Here is a 20801-nt window from a genome sequence, read left to right on the forward strand (position 1 = left end):
CTTAACGGTAGGTGACTTGTTTAACGGCGGCGATGACCTCGTCTGTTGTGACAAGGGCAAGTTTTTCGAGGTTTGCGGCATATGGCATCGGTACGTCTTTACCTGTGCAGCTGATCACTGGCGCGTCGAGATAATCGAACGCGTGCTGCATGATCTGGCTGCCGATGTAGCTACCAACGCTGCCTTGTGGCCAACCTTCTTCGACGGTGACGCAGCGGTTTGTTTTACGCACGGACGCCAAGATGCTGTCCATATCCATCGGACGCAAAGTCCGCAGATCGATAACTTCCGCAGAGATACCTTCTTCAGCCAGCTTGTCTGCGGCCTCAAGAGCATATGTCATGCCGATACCAAATGACACGATTGTTACGTCGGTGCCTTCGCGCCAAATTCGTGCCTTACCGAACGGAACAGTGTAGTCGTCCATGTCTGGCACATCGAAGGACCGGCCGTAGAGAATTTCGTTCTCAAGGAAGATCACAGGGTTCGGGTCACGGATCGCTGATTTCAGCAAACCTTTGGCGTCAGATGCGGAGTAGGGCATCGCAACTTTGAGACCAGGCACCTGCATGTACCATGCGGCGTAATCCTGAGAGTGCTGCGCGCCAACCCGTGCCGCAGCACCGTTTGGTCCACGGAAAACCATCGGGGCGCCCATCTGACCGCCTGACATATAAAGCGTCTTTGCCGCGGAATTGATAAGATGATCAATGGCTTGCATGGCGAAGTTAAATGTCATGAACTCAACAATCGGGCGCAGGCCAGCCATTGCGGACCCTGTGGCGATGCCTGCAAAACCGTGCTCGGTGATGGGGGTGTCGATGACGCGTTTTGCGCCGAACTCATCCAACAGACCTTGGCTGATTTTATAGGCACCCTGGTACTCAGCGACTTCTTCGCCCATCAAGAAGACGCTTTCATTGCCGCGCATTTCTTCGGCCATCGCATCACGTAGTGCTTCGCGGACGGTCTGCTGTTTCATTTGCGTGCCTTCGGGCCAATCTGGCGATGTGTCCGGAGCAGGGGCCGCGGGTGCTGCGGCAGTTGCTGGAACACTGGTGGCTTCTGGCGCGGCTGTCGCGTCGGCAGCCGGTGCCGCTGCGGCGCTAGCCGTGTCAGCGGCGGACGCGTCTTCACCTTCTTCCAGTAATACGGCAATTGCTGTGTTCACTTTGACACCTTCAGAGCCCTCAGAGATGAGGATTTTACCAATCACACCTTCGTCGACAGCTTCAAATTCCATCGTAGCTTTGTCGGTTTCGATCTCGGCCAAGATGTCACCTGAGGCAACGGTGTCGCCTTCTTTGACGAGCCATTTGGCCAGCGTGCCTTCTTCCATGGTGGGCGAGAGGGCGGGCATCAGAATTTCGGTTGCCATAATTATACGTCCTCGCTTGCGTAGATATCTGTCCAAAGTTCATCGACATGGGGCTCTGGGCTCTCTTTTGAGAACTCAGCCGCTTCGTTGACGATTGCTTTGATTTCTTTGTCGACTGCTTTCAACTCATCTTCTGAGGCGTGCTTACCAGTAAGTAGCATGTCGCGGATTTGTTCGATTGGATCGCGCTCGTCGCGCATTTTTTGGACCTCTTCGCGGGTCCGGTATTTCGCGGGATCAGACATGGAGTGACCACGGTAACGGTATGTTTTCACTTCCAAAATGTAGGGGCCTTTGCCTGCGCGGCAGTGCGCAACGGCTTTCTCACCCGCAGCTTTGACTGCCAAAACATCCATGCCGTCTACTTCTTCGCCAGCGATGCCGTATGCTTGACCGCGTGCGAAATAGCTGGGTGATTTGGTTGAGCGTTGGGTCGAGGTACCCATGGCGTATTGGTTGTTTTCAATCACGAAAACTGCGGGAAGCTGCCACAGCTCGGCCATGTTGTAGGTTTCATACACTTGGCCTTGGTTCGCTGCACCGTCGCCGAAGTAGATGAAGGTAACGTTGTCATTGCCGTTGTATTTGTCCGCAAAGGCAAGGCCCGCGCCAAGGGGAACTTGCGCTGCAACAATGCCGTGTCCGCCGTAGAAATGCTTTTCTTTAGAGAACATGTGCATCGAGCCACCTTTGCCGCGGCTGTAGCCACCCTCGCGACCAGTAAGTTCAGCCATGACACCTTTTGGATCCATGCCACAGGCCAGCATATGGCCGTGATCACGATATGATGTGATGCGCTTGTCGCCTTCTTTTGCAGCCGCTTCCAAGCCCACAACAACGGCTTCTTGGCCGATGTAGAGGTGGCAGAACCCGCCAATAAGACCCATGCCATAAAGCTGGCCTGCTTTTTCTTCAAAGCGGCGAATGAGTAGCATTTCACGGTAGTGGTTAAGAAGCTCATCTGCTGAGACATTCGGTGTGGCTGGTTTCTTAGCGGCCATAAGGCTCCCTCCTTACACCCAAAGTCACGGGCGCAAACGCATATAGTTTAACATTAAACTATTTCTACATTAGGGGGTTTTGGAAATCAATAGGGGCAAAGTGGAGCAATCAAATATGCGCGTGAATTCACTGTTAAGAAGTGAAAATCAGCGCGTACTGCACTATGGACGACGTAGTTTTTTGCGGGGTCGGCACGGTTGGCTTAGCGGATGACCATTTCGTCGCTGCGCACATATCCCAAAACATCACGGGCCTGCTCATCAAGTAGATCAAGGTCCAGGTAGGTGTCTGACAACCGACGGGTTTTGTTTTGCAACTCGGCCACATCTGCCAAAAGCGTGTCCAGTTCAGCCTGCAGCGTTGCGGCATCTGCCTCAATCTCGGCACGGCTAAAAATGCCATAATCGCCCTGAACGGCGGCAAATGTGAAATAAAAGCCAACAGCGCACATCACGACGAAATACACAATCGCACCGATAGAATGGCGTTTGCGGGTGTTGTATTTCATCGTTCTGCTGTGCCTCAGTTAGGTGCGCTCACTTTTCGGAGCGCTTGAGATGACACTACTGGAGGCGATTCGCTGTGGGAATCCCTAAAATGGTTAATTGGGCTGAAAATTGCCGAAAAACCGTATCTTTTCGCTCATTTAGCAGCCTTTGGGCCTTAGCCCGCGCAGGAGGCGTCAAAAATGCTGTCGATGGTCTGCGCAATCGTCGTGTTGAATGCACTGTCGGTTTGGTCAGCGCTGAGACCTTCCGTAAGGGCGCGGCTGAATGAGGCGATGATACCGGTGTTGGCGCAAAGGCGCGTGTTGGCTTCTGTCCGTGAATAGCCGCCTGACAGGGCAACAACGCGCATGACGGCTTTGTGCTGAACCAGCGGTAAGTAGTGGTTGGCGGTTTCGGGCAGGGTGAGTTTCAGCATGACCTCTTGGCCATCGGGCAGTACATCAAGTTCGGCTTTGATTGCGTCGAGCAACATCGCTTCGGCTTCGGCTTTGTCCGCGATTGAGATCGTGACCTCCGGCTCGATGATCGGCACGAGGCCGTGGGACATGATCTGGCGCGCAATTGCGAATTGCTGTGCGACGACCGCTTTGATGCCGCTGGCGGAGGCGGCCGAGATCACAGACCGCATCTTGGTGCCGAACACGCCTTTTGCCACGGCGCGTTGACACAGTGCATCAAGATTGGGAATGGGGCGCAGCAGTTGCACGCCATCGGCTTCGTCCTCAAGACCTTTGTCGCATTTCAGGAAAGGCACAATGCGGTGGGTGTTCCACAGGTGCTCGGCGGTGGGCGTGCCGTCAACATCGCGGTCCATTGTCATCTCAAACAAGATCGCGCCAATGACTTTGTCGCCGTGAAATGCAGGGGCGCGGATGATGCGGGCGCGCATGTCGTGGATCAGGTCATACATTTCGTCGTCGTTGGCGTAGGCGCTTTCCTCAACTCCGTAGAGCCGCAGCGCCTTGGGGGTGGAGCCGCCGGATTGATCCAGTGCTGCAATGAAGCCGTCACCGGTGCGGATTTGGGCGGTCATGTCAGGGTTGGTCATTGGGGCGTCCTTAGGCTGTGGGGCGCGAAATATCGCGGTTACCCCACCCTTAAGGCAGCGGTTTACGCATCGCAATTATGGTCGCGCTAACGGGTTGCGCTAACATGAATGCGGTGCGTAACGCATTGTAATTACGTGATCTGTTGTGGGTATTCGGGCGTGTGACGCAGGTGCATTTACTGCGCCATCAAAGCCGCAACACCGGGAAGGGTTTTACCTTCCATCCATTCCAAGAACGCACCACCCGCGGTTGAGATATAGGTGAAATCATCCGCCGCACCCGCTTGGTTCAGGGCCGCAACCGTATCACCGCCACCCGCCACGGAAGTAAGCGTCCCTTCACGGGTTAGCCGCGCTGCGGCCTGTGCAGCAGCGTTTGTGGCCGCATCAAACGGCGCGATTTCGAACGCACCCAACGGGCCGTTCCAGATCAGCGTTTTCGCGTTTGCCAGCACAGCTTCAATGCGTGCAACCGCGTCAGGCCCCGCATCAAGGATCATCGCGTCAGCGGGGCAGGCATTGGCGGCGACCACGTCATTTTCGGCGCCGGCTTTGAATTCACGGGCGACGACAACATCGCTTGGCAGCACAATCTCGCAGCCTGTGGAGGCTGCCTTGTCCATGATCGCGCGGGCAGTGTCGGCCAAATCGTGTTCGCACAGGGATTTACCCACGTCGATCCCTTGGGCCGCGAGGAATGTGTTTGCCATGCCCCCGCCAATCACAAGGTGGTCCACTTTCTCAATCAGGTTCGAGAGCAGGTCCAACTTTGTGGACACTTTTGCACCGCCAACCACAGCGACCACGGGGCGCTTGGGCGCACCCAAGGCAGCTTCAAGCGCGCCGAGCTCTTGCTGCATCAGACGCCCCGCGCATGAGGGCAAAAGCGTTGCGACACCTGTCGTTGAGGCATGGGCACGGTGGGCGGCAGAGAAAGCATCATTGCAGAAGATATCGCCCAACGTGGCCAAGAAAGCCGCCATTTCTGGGTCATTTGCTTCTTCCATGGCCGAAAAGCGCGTGTTTTCGAGCAAGATGATGGCATCCATTGGCTGTGCGTCGATAAATTCGCGGGACGGGCGCTCAACAAAAGTGACGGGCGCGCCGAACGTGTCGCTGAGGGCAGGGACCAGCTGTTGTAGTGACATCTCGGGAACAACTTTGCCCTTGGGGCGGCCAAAGTGGGCCAGCAAGATCGGACAGCCCAAGGCGGCGCGAATATCGGCAATGGTGGGGGCGATGCGTTCGATGCGGCTGGCGTCTGTGACACGGCCGTTTTCCATCGGCACGTTGATGTCTACGCGCACCAGAACCCGTTTGTCCGAAAGCGCCATGTCATCAAGTGTTTTCCAGCCCATATTTTTGCCCGTCCTGCGTTGAATTGGTGTTTGCGACCTCTAACGCGGGGGCTACCTGCTTGGCAATCCGATTGATCCGACCTAGGTTCCGCACAAACACAAAATGGAGAGACCCAATGGCCGAGATCAATGATCCCGAGAACACAATCTTGATGGAACTCAAAGGCGGGACCGTCACAATCGAGCTTTTGCCAGATGTAGCGCCTGAGCACGCCGCCCGCATGAAAGAGCTCGCACGTAGCGGCCAGTACGACAACGTAGCGTTCCACCGTGTCATCGACGGCTTCATGGCGCAAACAGGCGACGTGGCGAACGGCAACATGGAAAAAGACTTCAACTTGGGCCGCGCAGGCACAGGCGGATCTGATTTGCCGGACCTTCCTGCCGAGTTTTCAAAACTGCCCCACGACCGCGGCACATTGGGTGCGGCGCGTTCTGCCAATCCGAACTCTGCCAACAGCCAGTTCTTCATCAACTTCAACGACAACCACTTTCTGAACGGTCAATACACTGTGTATGGCCGTGTGATTGAGGGTATGGACCATGTGGATGCGATCCAGCGTGGCGAGCCACCAGCAGAGCCTGACCGCATGATTTCTGTGAAAGTCGCCGCTGATGCGTAGCGCGTTGGCAGCTTTGCTCCTCAGCGCCGCGCCAGCATTTGGTGCGGGGCTTGAGATTGACATCGCTGGCGAAGCAAACGGGACAATCACGGTTGATTTGTTCGAACAATCTGCACCGATGCACGCGGAACGGATCACGACCCTTGCGTCTGAGGGCGCGTATGATGACGTGGTGTTTCACCGTGTGATCCAAGGGTTCATGGCCCAAACCGGTGATGTTGAGCACGGCAAACTGGGCCAAGACATGCGCCGTGCGGGTATGGGCGGCAGCGATCTGCCTGATCTGCCGGCCGAGTTCAGTGATACCCTGAACTTTGACCGCGGTGTTGTTGGGATGGCGCGCTCGTCACAGCCAAACTCTGCCAACAGCCAGTTTTTCATCATGTTTGCGCCTGCGCCGCATTTGAACGGACAATACACCATTGTCGGTCAAGTAACTGCTGGCATGGATGTGGTTGATGCGATCAAGCTGGGGCGCGGTGCCAATGGTGCCGTGATCGGCGAGCCTGACCGTATGGTTGCGGTGCGCGTCACCGACTAAACTGCGCAGTTATCTGTAAGACATCAAGAGCGCCCCTGCACCGGATCACATATCTGGGCGGGGGCGTTTTTACTTGTACGGTGCAATTGTTCACGTCCGTGACAGATTTCAAAAGTTAATCGTGGATTACTTGGTGTCGGGGCTACTCATCACGGGGCGAAAGGACTAGGGTAGACCTATACGTTTTAGTGAAAAGAGACCCGATGCGCCGACTGACAAAAACCGCTGCCAATTTGAACGACGATCAGATCAGCGGGTGGCGCACAATCAAGCGCGTTGTCCCTTATCTTTGGCCCGCCGAACACCCTTGGGTGAAGCGGCGCGTGGTGGCGGCTCTGACGGTTTTGTTCATCGCCAAGCTGGTCGCGGTCTATACGCCGCAGCTTTATAAGCAGGCGGTTGATGCGCTGAGCGGCGACGGTGATGCAACAATGTTGGCCATGGGCGCCATTGGTTTGACAGTGGCCTACGGTGTGGCGCGCTTGATGAACGTGGGCTTTCAGCAGTTGCGCGATGTGATCTTTGCACGGGTTGGTCAGCGGGCGCTGCGACAGCTGGCCCTTGAGACGTTCACTCACATCCACCGCCTTTCAATGCGCTATCACATCAGCCGCAAAACTGGTGGGCTTAGCCGGATCATCGAACGCGGTGTGAAGGGTGTTGAGTTTTTGCTGCGATTTTTGCTGTTCTCGATCGGCCCGCTTGTGTTGGAGCTGTTGTTGATCGGCGTCATTTTGGCGGTGCAGTTTAGCGTGTGGTATTTGGTGGTCGTGCTGGCGACGATCGTGCTTTACGTCATCTTTACGTTCCGCGTGACCGAGTGGCGCGTGCGCATTCGCAAAGTGATGAACGACCAAGATACGGACGCCAATCAAAAGGCGATCGACAGCCTGCTTAACTTTGAAACTGTGAAGTATTTCGGTGCCGAGGCCCGCGAGGCTGAACGCTATGACGGGGCGATGCAAAAGTATGAGGCGGCAGCGCTTCAGACATCATATTCGCTGGCGTTTTTGAATTTTGGTCAATCGCTTATCATTACATCTGGCCTTGTGGGTGTGATGGTCATGGCTGCGTTTGGGGTGCAAAACGGGCAGATGACCGTAGGGGATTTCGTCTTGGTCAACGCCTATATGATCCAAATCACGATGCCTTTGAACTTCTTGGGCACCGTTTACCGTGAGATCCGTCAGGCCCTTGTGGATATGGGGGAGATGTTTGATCTGCTTGAAAGCCCTGCGGAAGTCCAAGACAAAAAAGGTGCGCGGGCGTTGGAGGTCAAAGGCGGTGAGGTTGAGTTGGACAGTGTTGAGTTCGGCTATGATCCCGAGCGCCCCATCCTTAAGGGTGTCAGTATCAAAGCCGGTGCAGGGGAAACCATTGCCATCGTTGGCCCCTCTGGTTCTGGTAAATCGACCATTGGGCGGCTGCTGTTCCGCTTTTATGATGTGGGCGCCGGCGCGCTGCGCATTGACGGGCAAGATGTGCGCGATGTGACCCAAACAAGCCTGCACGATCAAATCGGCGTGGTGCCACAAGACACGGTGCTTTTTAACGATACGGTCTATTACAACATTGCTTACGGCAACCCCGACGCGCCGCGCAGTCAAGTTGAAGCGGCGGCTAAGGCGGCCAAAATCCATGACTTCATCATGGCGCTTCCGAATGGCTACGAGACAACTGTAGGTGAGCGCGGTCTGAAATTGTCGGGTGGTGAAAAACAGCGGGTCGGCATTGCGCGCACGCTGTTGAAAGATCCACCGATTTTGCTGCTTGATGAGGCCACGTCCGCCCTTGATAGTGAGACAGAGCGCGACATTCAGGATGAGTTGAACGGGTTGGGACACGGGCGCACGGTCTTCACGATTGCGCATAGGTTGTCCACGATTACCCACGCCGATCAGATCATTGTGCTGGAAAACGGCCTTGTGGCCGAGCGCGGCACCTTCGATGAATTGCTTGCGGTGGGCGGGCGTTTTTCAGACATGTGGCATCGCCAGCAAAATGATGACGAAGAAGAGGCTTAGGTGACTTGGATGTTGGCGGCGCTGAGTGCGGCGGCGTCAACGTTCTGCAGAATTGCCAGAACTTGCGTTTCGTTCAGCACGATCTGCGTGTCCGCGCCGTCCTGGACAAAGCTGAGGTCTGCAAATTCTGAAGCCTCTGTGAAGCTGTTTTCGTTCGTGAACAGTGGGTTTGATCCGTCAGAAATATTGATCTGAAGGGCCTCAGTCACTGGATCAAAATCTGTGATGGTAACGGCGGTTGATTTGGTGCTGGCCACTTGCAGTTGGAACGCGTCCACGCCTTCACCACCGGATACCGTATCGCCGTCATCGAACAGCATTTGGTCATCACCAAGTCCGCCAAACCCCATGTCAGGTCGTGCCTGAACGCCGTCAAACTGGGGCAAGAAATCGTTGGTGTTGATCACATCGTTGCCCGTATCACCAAACAGCGTGTCTTGGCCGCCAAGGGATGTCAGCGTGTCGTTTCCGCCCTGACCGCGCACAAGATCATCCCCGCCGTAGTCCGGATCATTTCGCCCGCCGACATCGCCAAAAAAGTCGTCACCGCGTCCCAGAAATACCTCGTCGTCGCCATCACCAGGGCTCACGTTGTCATCTCCGGCACCGCCGAAAATGATGTCGTTACTGGGGCCGGTTAAATCCACCACATCATCGCCGCCGCGCCCTTGGATCGTGACGTCTGTTGTACTGTCTACGTCGGTGAAAACGTTGGGCCCGTCGTCACCAATCAGCAAGGACGGTCGTGGTTGGCCGCTTTCGTCCGTGGTCTCGTCTGGGGCGTCTGGTGGTGTAGGCTCGGCGAAGTTAGTTGAGGAACTACCCCCGTCAAGCAGGGCACCCAGACCAACGGCGACACAAATCGACAGCAATAAAACCATGAACACATCTCACTAATTACTCAGAACCGTAATTTTAGCGAAGATGGCGTAGCGTTCAATAAGGTGAATGCAAAATCCGACCGAAAACCCAAGCAGCGGTGTGACCTGCCTCCACTGCTTGGGTGATTGTTTCTTATTCCGCGGCTTTAAGTGGCTCAACATCCGATTGTTGCGCGGAGCTTTCTGGATCACCCCAGATGATCTCGGGGTGTTTCACCTGTGAGGCCTCTTTGCGAAGCGCCCAATCCTGCGCTGCGACAGAGCCTTTGCCAAGTGACAGTTTGGCAAGCGCAAGGCCGATCCAACGCGCATAGGTCACAACCCAAACGCGCAGCGCAAGAAGCGACGGGGTGAACACAAGCGTTAGAACCGTCGCGATGCCAAGTCCAAAGACCACCGCCGTAGCAAGCTGCTTCCACCAAAGTGCCGTGGGGCTGTCGATGGAATAGCCACCGCCGATGAAATCAAGGCTCAGGCCAAACATCATCGGCGCGAGGCCTGCCATCGTGGTAATTGTGGTCAGAAGCACGGGGCGGATACGGTCTTCGGCTGTGCGAATGATCGCCTCAATCCGTGGCATATAGCGGTTATATTCTTGATAGGTGTCGATCAGCACAATGTTGTTGTTCACCACGATCCCCGCCAAAGCCACGATGCCCGTACCGGTCATGATGATCGAGAAGGCCTGATCCATAACCAGCATGCCAATCAGCACACCTGTGGTCGACAAAATCACCGCCAGCAGTACCAGCACCGAGTTATAAAAGCTGTTGAATTGCGCCAGCAAGATGATGAACATCAAGCCAAGCGCACCCGCAAAAGCCTGCATCAAGAACGCGCCACTTTCGGCCTGTTCTTCTTGGTCGCCTGCCCATTCCCACTCAAGGGCTGCGGGGAAGGGGGATGTGCTTTCAATCCAGTCGGTGATCAGGGTGATACGCTCGTTTGCATTAATCGGCGCGATCAGGACATCGTCGTTGGCTTGCAACTCGTCCGCGGTGAGGCTGCCGGTGAGTGACAAAATGGCATAGCGCGTGTCGCCCCGTTGAAAGATTGGCTGACCCGCGGGTGTTTCGGCGTCCGCCTCAAGCTCGCGCACGATCGCTTGGGTCGTAACCGCATCAGAACCATCCGGCCCAGACGGTCCTTCAAGGGTCAGTTTTGCAAGGCCTGTTTCGACGTCTGCCTTCACATCATAGTGGCGTTTTTGGTCCACACGGTCGATCTGACCCAGCTTGGCGACCGGCTTCACGGTTATGAAATTAGACAGCGGCACCAGACCTTCGGGGGTGCGTACACGCAGCGTGTCCAGCGTTGACATGACACGGTCTTTTTCGGGTAGGCGCACACGAATGTCGATTTCTTCATCGCTGCTGTCGACACGCATCTGGCCCAGCAAGATACCCCTCGTCACAAGCTGAACCATGCCGCCGACCGTCGCCACGTTCGCGCCGTAGCGACCGGCTTTTTCCACGTCCACATCAATCTGCCAGTCAAAACCGGGTAGGGGCAGGGTGTCTTCGATCAGTGTCAAACCTGGGGTCGCTTCGAACTTGGCGCGCGCCGTCAGTGCTGCGTCTTTGAGCACATCAAGATCATCGCCGCGAATACGCAAATGCAGTGGCTTACCTTGGGCCGGACCTTGGGCCAGCTCGGATATTTCGGCCTTAATCCCCGGTAGTTTTGCAAGCTCTGCGCTGAGCTCATCAAGCACCAAGTTACCGTCCAGATCAGGACGATCAGCGCGGTCATCCCATGGGATCGTCTCAAGCTGGATACGCCCAATCGTGTCGCGCGGGCCTTGTCCGCCGCCGGGCCCACCAGTGTCGAGGCCCCCTTCACCCGCGAAGGCAAAAACGTTCACAACACCGGGGTGCGCCAACACAATTTCTTCGGCGGCACGGACGGCTGCGTCTTTTTCTTCAAGACTTAGATTGCCTCGCGCGCGGACGTAGACGATGGCCTGCTCAGGCTCGGATTCCACAAAGAATTCAACGCCGTTATTGTTGGTCCCAAAGTAGGTAAAGGTCCCCATCACAAACGCCATTACGGCCACAAGTGAAACCACTGGCATGATTGGATTGCCCACGATAAGACGGATGAATTTACCAAAAATTGTCCTTGTGCGTCCTGAGCTAACCCGCTTTTCACCTTTCAGGGGCGTTGCAGAACCAACCGTGATCGACAGGGCAAATGCGCCAAGGCTAAAGAAGATGCAGCCGATGATCGCGCCCAAGATACCGCCCGACGGCACGATGTAGGACGTGTTCAATATTCCCATGACACCTGCAAACGTCAGCAGGATGGCGGGCACCACAAGGGCCAACCGCACGAGCCACGGCAAGTTATCGCGAAGCGCGTCAGAGGTTTTGCCAAAGACCCGTGTCATGCGGCCCGAAATGCCACCCACGACAGGTAGGTAAATCAGCGCCACGAGCAGGGATGCTGACAAGACGAAAATCATCGTGACCGGCAGCATGCCCATGAATTCACCTGGCACGCCGGGCCAGAATAGGAACGGCAGAAATGCGCAAAGCGTGGTGGCTGTTGAAGATACAATCGGCCAGAACATCCGTTTTGCGGCGTCCGTGTAGGCCTGCATGGGCGATGCGCCTTCGCTTAGGCGTTTGTCGCCGTATTCCACGACCACAATCGCGCCGTCTACCAACATACCAACCGCAAGGATCAAGCCGAACATCACAATGTTGGACACCGAAACCCCAAGCAAGGCCAGCAACACAAAACACAACAAAAACGACGTTGGAATGGCAAAGCCCACAAGCAGCGCAGGGCGCGGGCCAAGGGCGGCAAGCACCACAATCATCACCAACGCAATGGCCGTCAGAACGGAACTTTCAAGCTGGCTGACCATGCTGCCCACTTGACGTGACTGGTCGTTGGAGAACCCCACTTGAATGGCGGCGCGCAACTCTGGCTCCCAGCTTTGACGCTCTTGCTCAACCAGTTTGCGAACCATGTTGGCGGTGTCGATAATATTGAAGCCTTTGCGCTTAACCACTTGCAGGGCCACGGTATTTTCGGAATTAAAACGCGCAGTTCCGGCACGGTCTTCAAACGTGAGACGGATGTCCGTGAGATCCCCGAGCGTGATCACGCGGTCGCCGTTGGTTTTGACGGGCAAGCTGTAAATGTCTTGGGCTTCATCAAACGAGGAGGGGATTTTGATGCCGATTGAGGACGCGCTTGTGTCTACGTTTCCGGCGGCAACCAACAAATTGTTGTTGGCAACGACGTTGATCAATTCGTTCGCGGTGACGTTGTAGCTTTCAAGTTTCAGCGGGTCGATGACGACCTCAACCATCTCATCGCGTTGGCCAGATAAAGCCGCTTCAAGGACGGCGTCTTGGCCCTCGATCTTATCCTGTAAATCTTTGGCCACGCGCACCAACGTGCGTTCAGGCAAAGAGCCCGTCAGGTTTACAATAATGATCGGAAACTCAGAGAAGTTGATCTCTTCGATTTTGTATTTTTCAGCACCATTGGGGAAATTGGCCTCAACGGTGTTCATCCGGTCGCGGACATCCGCAAGGATTTTCGGCTTGTCCCAGCCAAATTCAAATTCAAGCACCACGTTTGCGTAGTTTTCCACGGCTGTGCCAGTAATGCGTTTCAGCCCGTCTAGGTCCGAAAGTTCTGTCTCAATCGGTTTCACCAACAGCTTTTCACTGTCTTCCGCCGAGATACCGGGGAAGGGCAGCGAGATCACAAGCGCAGGGATTTCAATGTCAGGCTCGCCCTCTTTGGGAAGGCTCACATAGGCAAAAGCCCCCACCGCGATTGAAAGCACGATGAAGGCAATAATCATCCGCGCCCGTGACGCGGCCCAATCTACCATTCCAACCATCAGTTCACTCCACGCATCGTCACATCAACGGGTACGCCGTCGGTTACATATTCCTGGCCCACCACAATGACATCTGCTGTTGTTGGCAGGCCGTTGACCCACACACCGTCCATGGTGTCGCGGATCAAGCTGACGGGGACAAAGCGCGCGATACCGTCTTCGGCCACGCGCACCCCAAGGCGCCCTTGATCATCAAGCGTCAGCGCAGAGCCGGGCAACAAATGCGCATCAGCACCGTCGCTTGCGATGGCGATCTCAACAGTTTGGCCGTCACGGATGCTCAGGTCTGTGTTCGGCACTTCCAACTCAACGCGGAACGTACGGGTCAGCGGATCAGCGCTGCGCGACAGGAAAGTAACCCGTCCGCGCACTTCACGCTCACCTGTCAGGCGTGCGCCGCCAACGGCCCCCACAGTGATGCGGTCCACTTGGGTTTCAGGTACAAAGCCCACCAATTTGATCGGGTCCAGCTGGATGAGGGTCGCGCAAGCGGCCCCCGGTTGCAGTAACGCGCCAAGTTCGGCTGTGTCGCTTTCCAAAAGCCCTGCAAATGGCGCGCTGATGGTCAGTTTAGAGATTTCGCGTTCGGCGTTTTCAACGGCAGCTTGGGCAGATTGCACAGCGGCTTGGGCGGATTGCATGCCACCTTCGGCAGATTGAATCCCCGCTGTTGCGGATGTGACTGCGGCCAATGCGCTTTCCAGATTGGCTTGGGCGGCGGCAACGCGGGTGTCTGAGGCGTAGCCGTCTGCGGCCAATGTACGTGCGGCGTTTTGATTGATCTTTGCTTCTTCAACTCGTGCTTGTGCTTCGCGCAGGCGGGCGCGTGCTTCGGGCAGGCGTGAGTTAGCGGATGGAAGGTTTGCTTTTGCTTCGGCCAAACGTGCAAGGGCTTCTGCAAGGCGCACCTGCGATGTTCCGGGGTTCAGCACGCACATTTCCGCACCTTCTTCGACGAACGCGCCTTTGCGCAGTGGCGTGTTGATCACAAGTCCAGATGTCTCAGAGCGGACGGTCAATTGGCGCACCGCTTCGGTTTGACCGCGAACAATCACAGCACTGTCGATTGTTTGTGCCGCCGACGCCATCGCCACGACCGACATCCGCTGAACCGCGTCTGATGTGTCCGTTGCCTCCATTTCAGCGCCGGAATTCTGGGCAATTGCCATCAGCGCGTCGCGTTCAAACACCAATCCATAGAGGAACGCAGATACGAGCAGAGCAGTTAAAATCGGGAAAATCTTCATGGGTCAGGTCAGCCTATTCATCGCTTTGCGCGCACAACTGCGCGGTTGTCAGCTACATATGCCTATCCTACGTAATACTAAACCATTTAGTTCAAAAATGTTTTGAACAGCCTGACATTTTGGGCATTTCAGAGCGAACTGGCGCGGAATTGAGCACTTTTGCCCATGGCACTTGAACCAGAACTACGGTAATTCATACAACAACAGGCACAGACAGTGATAAAGGTCGCTTTAATATGTCCAATACCGATAGTTTTGTCGAAGAAGTCACCGATGAGTTGCGCAATGACCAACTGTTTGCCGCCATGCGCAAATACGGCTGGATTGCCGCGGTTGCAGTGGTTGCGATTGTAGGCGGTGCTTCTTGGAATGAATACAGCAAAGCACAGGCCGCCAAAGTAGCACAGGCCAAAGGGGATGCGTTACTGAGCGCGCTGACGGCCGAAGACCCTGCGGCGTCTGTTGCTGCCCTTGCTGGGTTAGAGGCGCAAAGTGCTGCCTCAACACTTTTGCTGGCGGATGCGCATGTGCAAAACGGTGATACTTCTGCGGCACTTGCGGCATATGACACACTGGCTACATCCGCTGATGCACTTCCTGTTTATCGTCAGTTGGCCCAGTACAAAGCGCTAATGTTGCGCGGCTCTGAGGCAAGTGCAAATGAGCGCCGTATGGGGTTTGAAACGCTTGCCACACCCGGTGCGCCATTTCGTTTGCTGGCTGAGGAGCAGCTTGGATTTTTGGACGTAGAGGCGGGAAACACTGATGCGGCGCTTGAGCGGTTTGAGCGCATCATCGCGGATGGTGAAACATCTGCGGCCTTGCGTCGTCGGGCATCACAAGCAATTGTTGCGTTGGGTGGCTCGCTCGATGGTGCGGCAAGCGACAGCTAAGTGTTGGTGCTACGATCTGCGATAGGCATCTGAACAGTCGCAAAGCGTTCGCCCAAAGTATGAGACACGTGACCAAAAGGGGCACACCACAAGATGACACGATCAATGGTGAGTAAAAAAGCGATATTGGCCCTTGGGTTGAGCGCGTTTGTAGTAAGTGGCTGTGGTGACCGTGAGTTGATTTTGGAAGGTGAACGGCTTGATTTGCACGCTGATTTAAGTGCGCCCGATACAGCCTTAGATGCCGGTGATGCGGCGGAGCAAGCAGATGCACCACGGGTTTTGTCGCTTCGCGCACCTGTTGTGAATGATGCGTGGACCCACCGGTTTGGCAGTGCGCAGCACCAAATTAACCACCCTGCCTTAGGGGCCGATCTATCCCTCGCGTGGAGTGCCAATATCGGCCAAGGCGATACGCGCAAACAGCGCATTACGGCTGACCCAGTTGTGGCAGGTGGGACCATTTTTACCCTTGATAGTGCCGCAACCGTAACGGCCACCTCAAGCAATGGCGCCAGCCTCTGGCAGCGCGATTTGACACCTGCGTCTGATCGCAGTGGTGACGCATCAGGCGGCGGGTTGGCTGTTGCCAGTGATACTCTTTTTGTGACCACAGGCTTTGGTGCGCTTACTGCGATTGACGTTGCCACCGGCGAAACCCGTTGGAGCCAAGACCTTGACGCGCCGACATCTGGCGCGCCCACAGTGGCTGAAGGAATTGTTTACGTGATCGCGGGCAACGCCATTGCGTGGGCCGTTGATGCCAGAAATGGCCGCGTGAAATGGACCCAATCTGGCCTTCCAAGCGCCTCGGACGTTGTGGGTGGGGCAGCACCGGTCGTTGCTGGTGATTTGGCGGTATTTGCGTTTTCAAACGGCGACGTGCGCGCCACGTTCAAGCGCGGTGGTATTCGGCGGTGGGACACGTCTTTGTCGGGCGAGCGTAAGGGCCGCTCATACGCGACTGTTAAGGATGTAACCTCTGACCCTGTGGTGTCTGAAGGGCGCATTTATCTTGCGACCCAATCTGGTCGCATGGCGGCTTTGGATGCACAAAACGGCGAGCGTCTGTGGACCGCAACGGAAGGGGCGTTGTCCCCCGTCTGGCCCGCAGGAGATTCGATTTTCTTCGTGTCTGATCAAGCAGAGCTGCTGCGCGTTGATGCGAAAACCGGTGAGCGGATTTGGGGTGTGGATTTGCCGTATTTCGAGAAAGAGCGTGACCGCCGCAAAAAGGCTGTGTTTTCGCATTACGGACCAATTATTGCGGGTGGTCGCCTGATTGTGGCCTCAAACGATGGCACAATGCGCAGTTTTGATCCAACAACGGGACAGGCTTTGGGGGTCGTGTCGATCCCCGGTGGTGCCACTACCAATCCTGCTGTGGCCAATGAAACGCTCTATGTTGTTTCGACCGGCGGTAAACTGCACGCTTTCCGTTAGCGCCAAGGTGGTGTATCGCCGCCTTTCAATTGATGGGATTCTGACGTCATGTCTTTCACACTCGCCATTGTGGGCCGCCCGAATGTGGGCAAATCCACTCTTTTTAACCGCCTTGTAGGCAAACGTCTGGCGTTGGTCGATGACCAGCCGGGGGTAACGCGTGATTTGCGCGAGGGCGAGGCGCGCCTTGGTGACCTGCGCTTTACGGTGATTGATACAGCTGGTCTTGAAGAGGCCAACGACGACAGTTTGCAAGGCCGCATGCGCCGTCTGACCGAGCGCGCTGTTGATATTGCGGACTTCTGTCTGTTCATGATCGACGCCCGTGCGGGTGTGACGTCAACTGACCGGATGTTTGCTGAAATCTTGCGTAAGAAGTCGGCCCATGTTTTGCTTGCGGCGAACAAGGGCGAAGGCCGCGCAGCAGATGATGGCGTTATGGAGGCCTATGAGTTGGGTCTGGGCGAGCCGCTGCGTCTGTCTGCAGAACACGGCGAAGGGATGGGCGATCTGCTGGCAGAACTCATTCCGTTGGTCGATGACTTTGAGAGCAAAAACAAAGTTATAGAGCCTGAAGTTGATGTAACGCTTGAAGATGATGAAGATGCTGAAGAAGTATATGTGGCGCCTACAAAATCCAAGCCGTTGCAGATTGCTGTGGTTGGGCGCCCGAATGCGGGTAAATCAACGCTGATCAACAAAATCTTGGGCGAAGACCGCCTTTTGACGGGCCCTGAGGCTGGCATCACACGCGATGCGATCTCGCTACAAATGGAATGGGGTGAGACACCTGTCCGGATTTTTGACACTGCGGGCATGCGCAAAAAAGCCAAAGTGCAAGAAAAGCTTGAAAAGCTTTCTGTGGGTGATGGTCTGCGGGCAGTGAAATTTGCAGAAGTCGTCGTTGTATTGTTGGATGCCGCGATCCCGTTTGAGCAACAAGATTTGCGTATCGCCGATTTGGCCGAGCGCGAGGGTCGTGCGGTCGTGGTTGCGGTCAACAAATGGGACATCGAGGACGAAAAGCAGGAAAAGCTAAAAGAGCTGAAGGAGTCATTTACACGCCTTCTGCCACAGTTGCGCGGTGCGCCGCTGATCACTGTGTCCGCAAAAACGGGACGTGGACTTGAGCGTTTGCGCGAGGCTGTTTTACGCGCCCACGAAATTTGGAACCGCCGCGTGACGACAGCGCAGCTTAACCGGTGGCTGACTTCAATGATCGAGGCGCACCCGCCGCCCGCACCGGGCGGACGCCGTATCAAACTGCGCTATGCGACCCAGGTAAAAACGCGGCCACCTGCGTTTGTTGTGATGTGTAGTTTGCCCGAAAAACTGCCGACGAGTTATTCGCGTTATCTGGTGAACGGATTGCGTGAAGACTTTGACATGCCGGGCACACCGATCCGCCTGACCATGCGCAGCCAATCACAGGCAAACCCTTATAAAGACAAGAAAAAGTCAACGCCGAGCCGGTTGCGCAAGCACCTTGGAAAGCCTTCTTACGATGGGAAGTAATGCCAAAATAACTGTGCGTTTGGCACGCGACGCGGATTTCACGGCTTGGAACGGACTATATGCGGGGTACGCTGATTTCTACGGTGTGCCTCAAACCCAAGCGATGCGTGATCGGGTTTGGTCTTGGTGTCACGATCCGTCCAAAAGTACCGAGTGCTACGTTGCTGAAACGACGGAAGGGCAGCTTGTTGGCTTGGCGCATATGCGCGCGTTTGAGCGGCCGCTAGCGGCGTCGATTGGTGGCTTTTTGGATGATCTTTACGTGAATGAGGCGGCTCGCGGTAGCGGCGCTGGACGTGCGCTTATCACGCATTTGCAATCGGTTTGTGACCAACGCGGATGGGGTGTTCTTCGCTGGATCACCGCCCCAAGCAATGCAGCCGCGCGCGCATTATACGATAGCTTGGCAACAAAGACCGAGTGGCTGACTTACGATTTGGATGTGTAGCGGCGCCACGCGAATGTTGCGGTGAGGCCGATCCCTACCAGTGCCAAGTATCCCGTCATGTTTAGCCCGTTTGCCACAACAATCCCGACCAAGGCCCATACGACTGCGGCAGCGTAGGTGACGGAAAACTGGGCTTTGCGGATCACGAAAATGGCGATGATAAGTGCCATTGTAATGCACAGATATGCCCAGCCATAGGCCCCAAACCAAAGGCCGTAGCCCGCGCCCGCCACACCAAGTGATACGTTTGCAGCTGCGGTCAACCAACCGGCATAAAGTCCCACGGGGGCAGCAAACCAGCCGATATCTTTTGTAGGCGCATTGAGCAGTGCCATGAGCGCTGTCGCAAGCATTACCCAGATCAGGATTGTGGCCCATATCGGCGAGGCCAAGGCGACCCAAAGCCATGCGGCACCGACCGCAATGCTGATGATCAGCGGCAGACGCGCGGCGTCCCAACGTGCATCATCACGGCGCTTCAGCACACCGAAAACGGCAGAAATCCCAAGCCACGTATAAATGACGCCCCAAAGCGCAAAGGCGTAGCCTTCGGGCTGCACCGGTGGGTTTGGTTGCGCGATGGGCAGCTGACCGTCGGTGTAGCCGGTGAAGGGTTCCGTCAACAATGGCGCCGCAAAAAAAGCGGCCGTTACAACGAGGGTCAGCCAGGCCTTCATGCTAATGTGCCATCTGCTTGGATCATGGAGTTGCCGCCCATGAAGGGGCGCAGAACCTCGGGGATGACCACGCTGCCATCTGCTTGTTGGCCGTTTTCGACCACAGCGATCAATGCCCGCCCAACTGCAAGGCCCGAGCCGTTAAGTGTATGAACAAACTGAGGTTTTCCGCCATCCTCGGGCTTGAAGCGGGCATTCATACGGCGGGCTTGGAAGTCACCACAGACTGAAACGCTTGAGATTTCGCGGAAAGCGTTTTGCCCCGGCAACCACACTTCGATGTCGTGGGTCTTGATCGCCCCAAAGCCGATATCGCCCGTACACAGAACCATAGTGCGGTACGGCAAACCAAGCGCCTCAAGCACACCTTCGGCGCATGAGGTCATGCGATCGTGCTCTGCCATGCTGTTGTCAGGGTGTGTGATGCTAACCATTTCGACTTTTTCGAATTGGTGCTGGCGCAGTACACCTGATGTGTCACGACCTGCAGAGCCGGCTTCGGAACGGAAGCATTGCGTATGCGCAACCAGGCGGCGGGGCAGGGACGCGGCGTCCACGGTTTGGCCGTTTACTGTGTTGGTCAGCGTAACTTCCGCAGTGGGGACAAGCCACCAACCGTTGGTTGTTTTATAGCTGTCTTCGCCAAATTTTGGCAGCTGTCCGGTGCCATACATCATGTCTTCGCGTACCAAGATTGGCGTCCAAGTCTCGCTAAGCCCGTTGGTATCAACGTGATGGTCAACCATAAATTGCGCAAGCGCGCGGTGCAGGCGTGCCACGGCACCGGACAGCACCATAAAGCGGCTGCCAGACAGCTTTGCGGCCAGCTCAAAATCCAAACCAGCAGCGATTGCGGGAATGTCGTAATGCTCAAGAGCGGCAAAATCCGTTTCACGCGGCGTGCCCCAGCTTTTGATCTCGACGTTGTCGTTCTCGTCCGCGCCGTCTGGTACAGATGCGTCAAGCAGGTTTGGCAGGCTCATCAACAAATCGGTCAACTCACCGTCAAGGTCTTTGGCTTCATCATTTAGGCGCGCAACGTCTTCTTTTTTCGCGCCAACAAGTGCGCGCAGGCGCTCAAACTCGACCTCATCGCCTGATGCTTTGGCAGCGCCCACTTGTTTCGATGCGGCGTTTTGTTCGGCCTTGGCTTCTTCAGAGGCTTGGATCTTTGCCCGCCGTGCTGCGTCAATCGCCAAAACATCTGCCGCACGGGTGTCCACGCCGCGCCGTGCCATGGCCGCATCAAAAACATCGGGTGTTTCGCGAATAAGTTTAATGTCGTGCATGGGGTGTGCCTCAGTCCTGCGCGTGAATAATATTGGCCCCGATATACGCCCGACCGCATG

17 protein-coding genes are annotated in these 20801 nt (G+C 55.9%); 7 read left to right on the top strand and 10 right to left on the bottom strand.

The window, feature by feature from the left end; genetic code table 11:
• Window position 1 precedes the first annotated feature (1 nt).
• The 5 genes from NIG5292_RS00720 to NIG5292_RS00740 all read right to left on the bottom strand — a co-directional run bounded on the left by NIG5292_RS00720 (window position 2) and on the right by NIG5292_RS00740 (window position 5295).
• Complete coding sequence (locus NIG5292_RS00720; RefSeq protein WP_048597424.1) at window positions 2-1378, bottom strand: pyruvate dehydrogenase complex E1 component subunit beta; 1377 nt, start codon at window positions 1376-1378, stop codon at window positions 2-4.
• Between the two features lie 2 nt (window positions 1379-1380).
• The gene (gene pdhA / locus NIG5292_RS00725; RefSeq protein ID WP_048597425.1) at window positions 1381-2379 is read right to left on the bottom strand and encodes a pyruvate dehydrogenase (acetyl-transferring) E1 component subunit alpha; all 999 of its coding nucleotides are present in this window, start codon (window positions 2377-2379) and stop codon (window positions 1381-1383) included.
• A 203-nt stretch (window positions 2380-2582) separates the two neighbouring features.
• Window positions 2583-2888, bottom strand: coding sequence for an FtsB family cell division protein (locus NIG5292_RS00730; protein WP_048597426.1), 306 nt, complete (start codon window positions 2886-2888; stop codon window positions 2583-2585).
• Window positions 2889-3043: 155 nt separating this feature from the next.
• On the bottom strand, window positions 3044-3937 hold the full coding sequence (locus NIG5292_RS00735) for a fructose bisphosphate aldolase (protein ID WP_048597427.1): 894 nt from the start codon (window positions 3935-3937) through the stop codon (window positions 3044-3046).
• 176 nt (window positions 3938-4113) lie between these two features.
• Complete coding sequence (locus NIG5292_RS00740; RefSeq protein WP_048597428.1) at window positions 4114-5295, bottom strand: phosphoglycerate kinase; 1182 nt, start codon at window positions 5293-5295, stop codon at window positions 4114-4116.
• 116 nt (window positions 5296-5411) lie between these two features.
• Between NIG5292_RS00740 and NIG5292_RS00745 the strand changes: the two genes are divergently transcribed.
• The 3 genes from NIG5292_RS00745 to NIG5292_RS00755 all read left to right on the top strand — a co-directional run bounded on the left by NIG5292_RS00745 (window position 5412) and on the right by NIG5292_RS00755 (window position 8483).
• Complete coding sequence (locus NIG5292_RS00745; protein ID WP_048597429.1) at window positions 5412-5918, top strand: peptidylprolyl isomerase; 507 nt, start codon at window positions 5412-5414, stop codon at window positions 5916-5918.
• The gene (locus NIG5292_RS00750; protein ID WP_048597430.1) at window positions 5911-6459 is read left to right on the top strand and encodes a peptidylprolyl isomerase; all 549 of its coding nucleotides are present in this window, start codon (window positions 5911-5913) and stop codon (window positions 6457-6459) included. The genes NIG5292_RS00745 and NIG5292_RS00750 overlap by 8 nt, the downstream gene beginning before the upstream one ends.
• Window positions 6460-6662: 203 nt before the next feature.
• A complete protein-coding gene (locus NIG5292_RS00755; RefSeq protein ID WP_048597431.1) occupies window positions 6663-8483 on the top strand; it encodes an ABCB family ABC transporter ATP-binding protein/permease in 1821 nt (606 codons plus the stop codon).
• On the opposite strand, the gene NIG5292_RS14905 is transcribed toward NIG5292_RS00755, so the two are convergent.
• The 3 genes from NIG5292_RS14905 to NIG5292_RS00770 form a co-directional block, all read right to left on the bottom strand.
• Window positions 8480-9364, bottom strand: coding sequence for a calcium-binding protein (locus NIG5292_RS14905; RefSeq protein ID WP_048597432.1), 885 nt, complete (start codon window positions 9362-9364; stop codon window positions 8480-8482). The two genes, NIG5292_RS00755 and NIG5292_RS14905, sit on opposite strands and share 4 nt — an antisense overlap.
• Before the next feature lie 133 nt (window positions 9365-9497).
• On the bottom strand, window positions 9498-13229 hold the full coding sequence (locus NIG5292_RS00765) for an efflux RND transporter permease subunit (RefSeq protein WP_048597433.1): 3732 nt from the start codon (window positions 13227-13229) through the stop codon (window positions 9498-9500).
• Entirely contained in the window at window positions 13229-14476 is a 1248-nt protein-coding gene (locus tag NIG5292_RS00770) for an efflux RND transporter periplasmic adaptor subunit (protein ID WP_048597434.1), read from the bottom strand. Before NIG5292_RS00770 ends, NIG5292_RS00765 begins: the two co-directional genes overlap by 1 nt.
• Before the next feature lie 236 nt (window positions 14477-14712).
• Here NIG5292_RS00770 and NIG5292_RS00775 point away from each other — a divergent pair, with 236 nt between their 5' ends.
• From NIG5292_RS00775 to NIG5292_RS00790, 4 genes are all read left to right on the top strand, one after another.
• Complete coding sequence (locus NIG5292_RS00775) at window positions 14713-15369, top strand: tetratricopeptide repeat protein (RefSeq protein WP_048597435.1); 657 nt, start codon at window positions 14713-14715, stop codon at window positions 15367-15369.
• Between the two features lie 93 nt (window positions 15370-15462).
• The gene (locus NIG5292_RS00780; protein WP_048597436.1) at window positions 15463-16812 is read left to right on the top strand and encodes a PQQ-like beta-propeller repeat protein; all 1350 of its coding nucleotides are present in this window, start codon (window positions 15463-15465) and stop codon (window positions 16810-16812) included.
• A gap of 48 nt (window positions 16813-16860) precedes the next feature.
• Entirely contained in the window at window positions 16861-18327 is a 1467-nt protein-coding gene (gene der / locus NIG5292_RS00785; RefSeq protein ID WP_048597437.1) for a ribosome biogenesis GTPase Der, read from the top strand.
• A complete protein-coding gene (locus NIG5292_RS00790; protein WP_048597438.1) occupies window positions 18317-18775 on the top strand; it encodes a GNAT family N-acetyltransferase in 459 nt (152 codons plus the stop codon). Before der ends, NIG5292_RS00790 begins: the two co-directional genes overlap by 11 nt.
• On the opposite strand, the gene NIG5292_RS00795 is transcribed toward NIG5292_RS00790, so the two are convergent.
• Together NIG5292_RS00795 and serS are read right to left on the bottom strand one after the other, a co-directional pair.
• On the bottom strand, window positions 18757-19452 hold the full coding sequence (locus NIG5292_RS00795; RefSeq protein ID WP_048597439.1) for a TspO-related membrane protein: 696 nt from the start codon (window positions 19450-19452) through the stop codon (window positions 18757-18759). The genes NIG5292_RS00790 and NIG5292_RS00795 overlap by 19 nt on opposite strands.
• On the bottom strand, window positions 19449-20741 hold the full coding sequence (gene serS / locus NIG5292_RS00800; RefSeq protein WP_048597712.1) for a serine--tRNA ligase: 1293 nt from the start codon (window positions 20739-20741) through the stop codon (window positions 19449-19451). Before serS ends, NIG5292_RS00795 begins: the two co-directional genes overlap by 4 nt.
• Window positions 20742-20801: the final 60 nt, after the last annotated feature.

The organism is Nereida ignava (assembly GCF_001049735.1).
Classification (GTDB): Bacteria; Pseudomonadota; Alphaproteobacteria; order Rhodobacterales; family Rhodobacteraceae; genus Nereida; species Nereida ignava.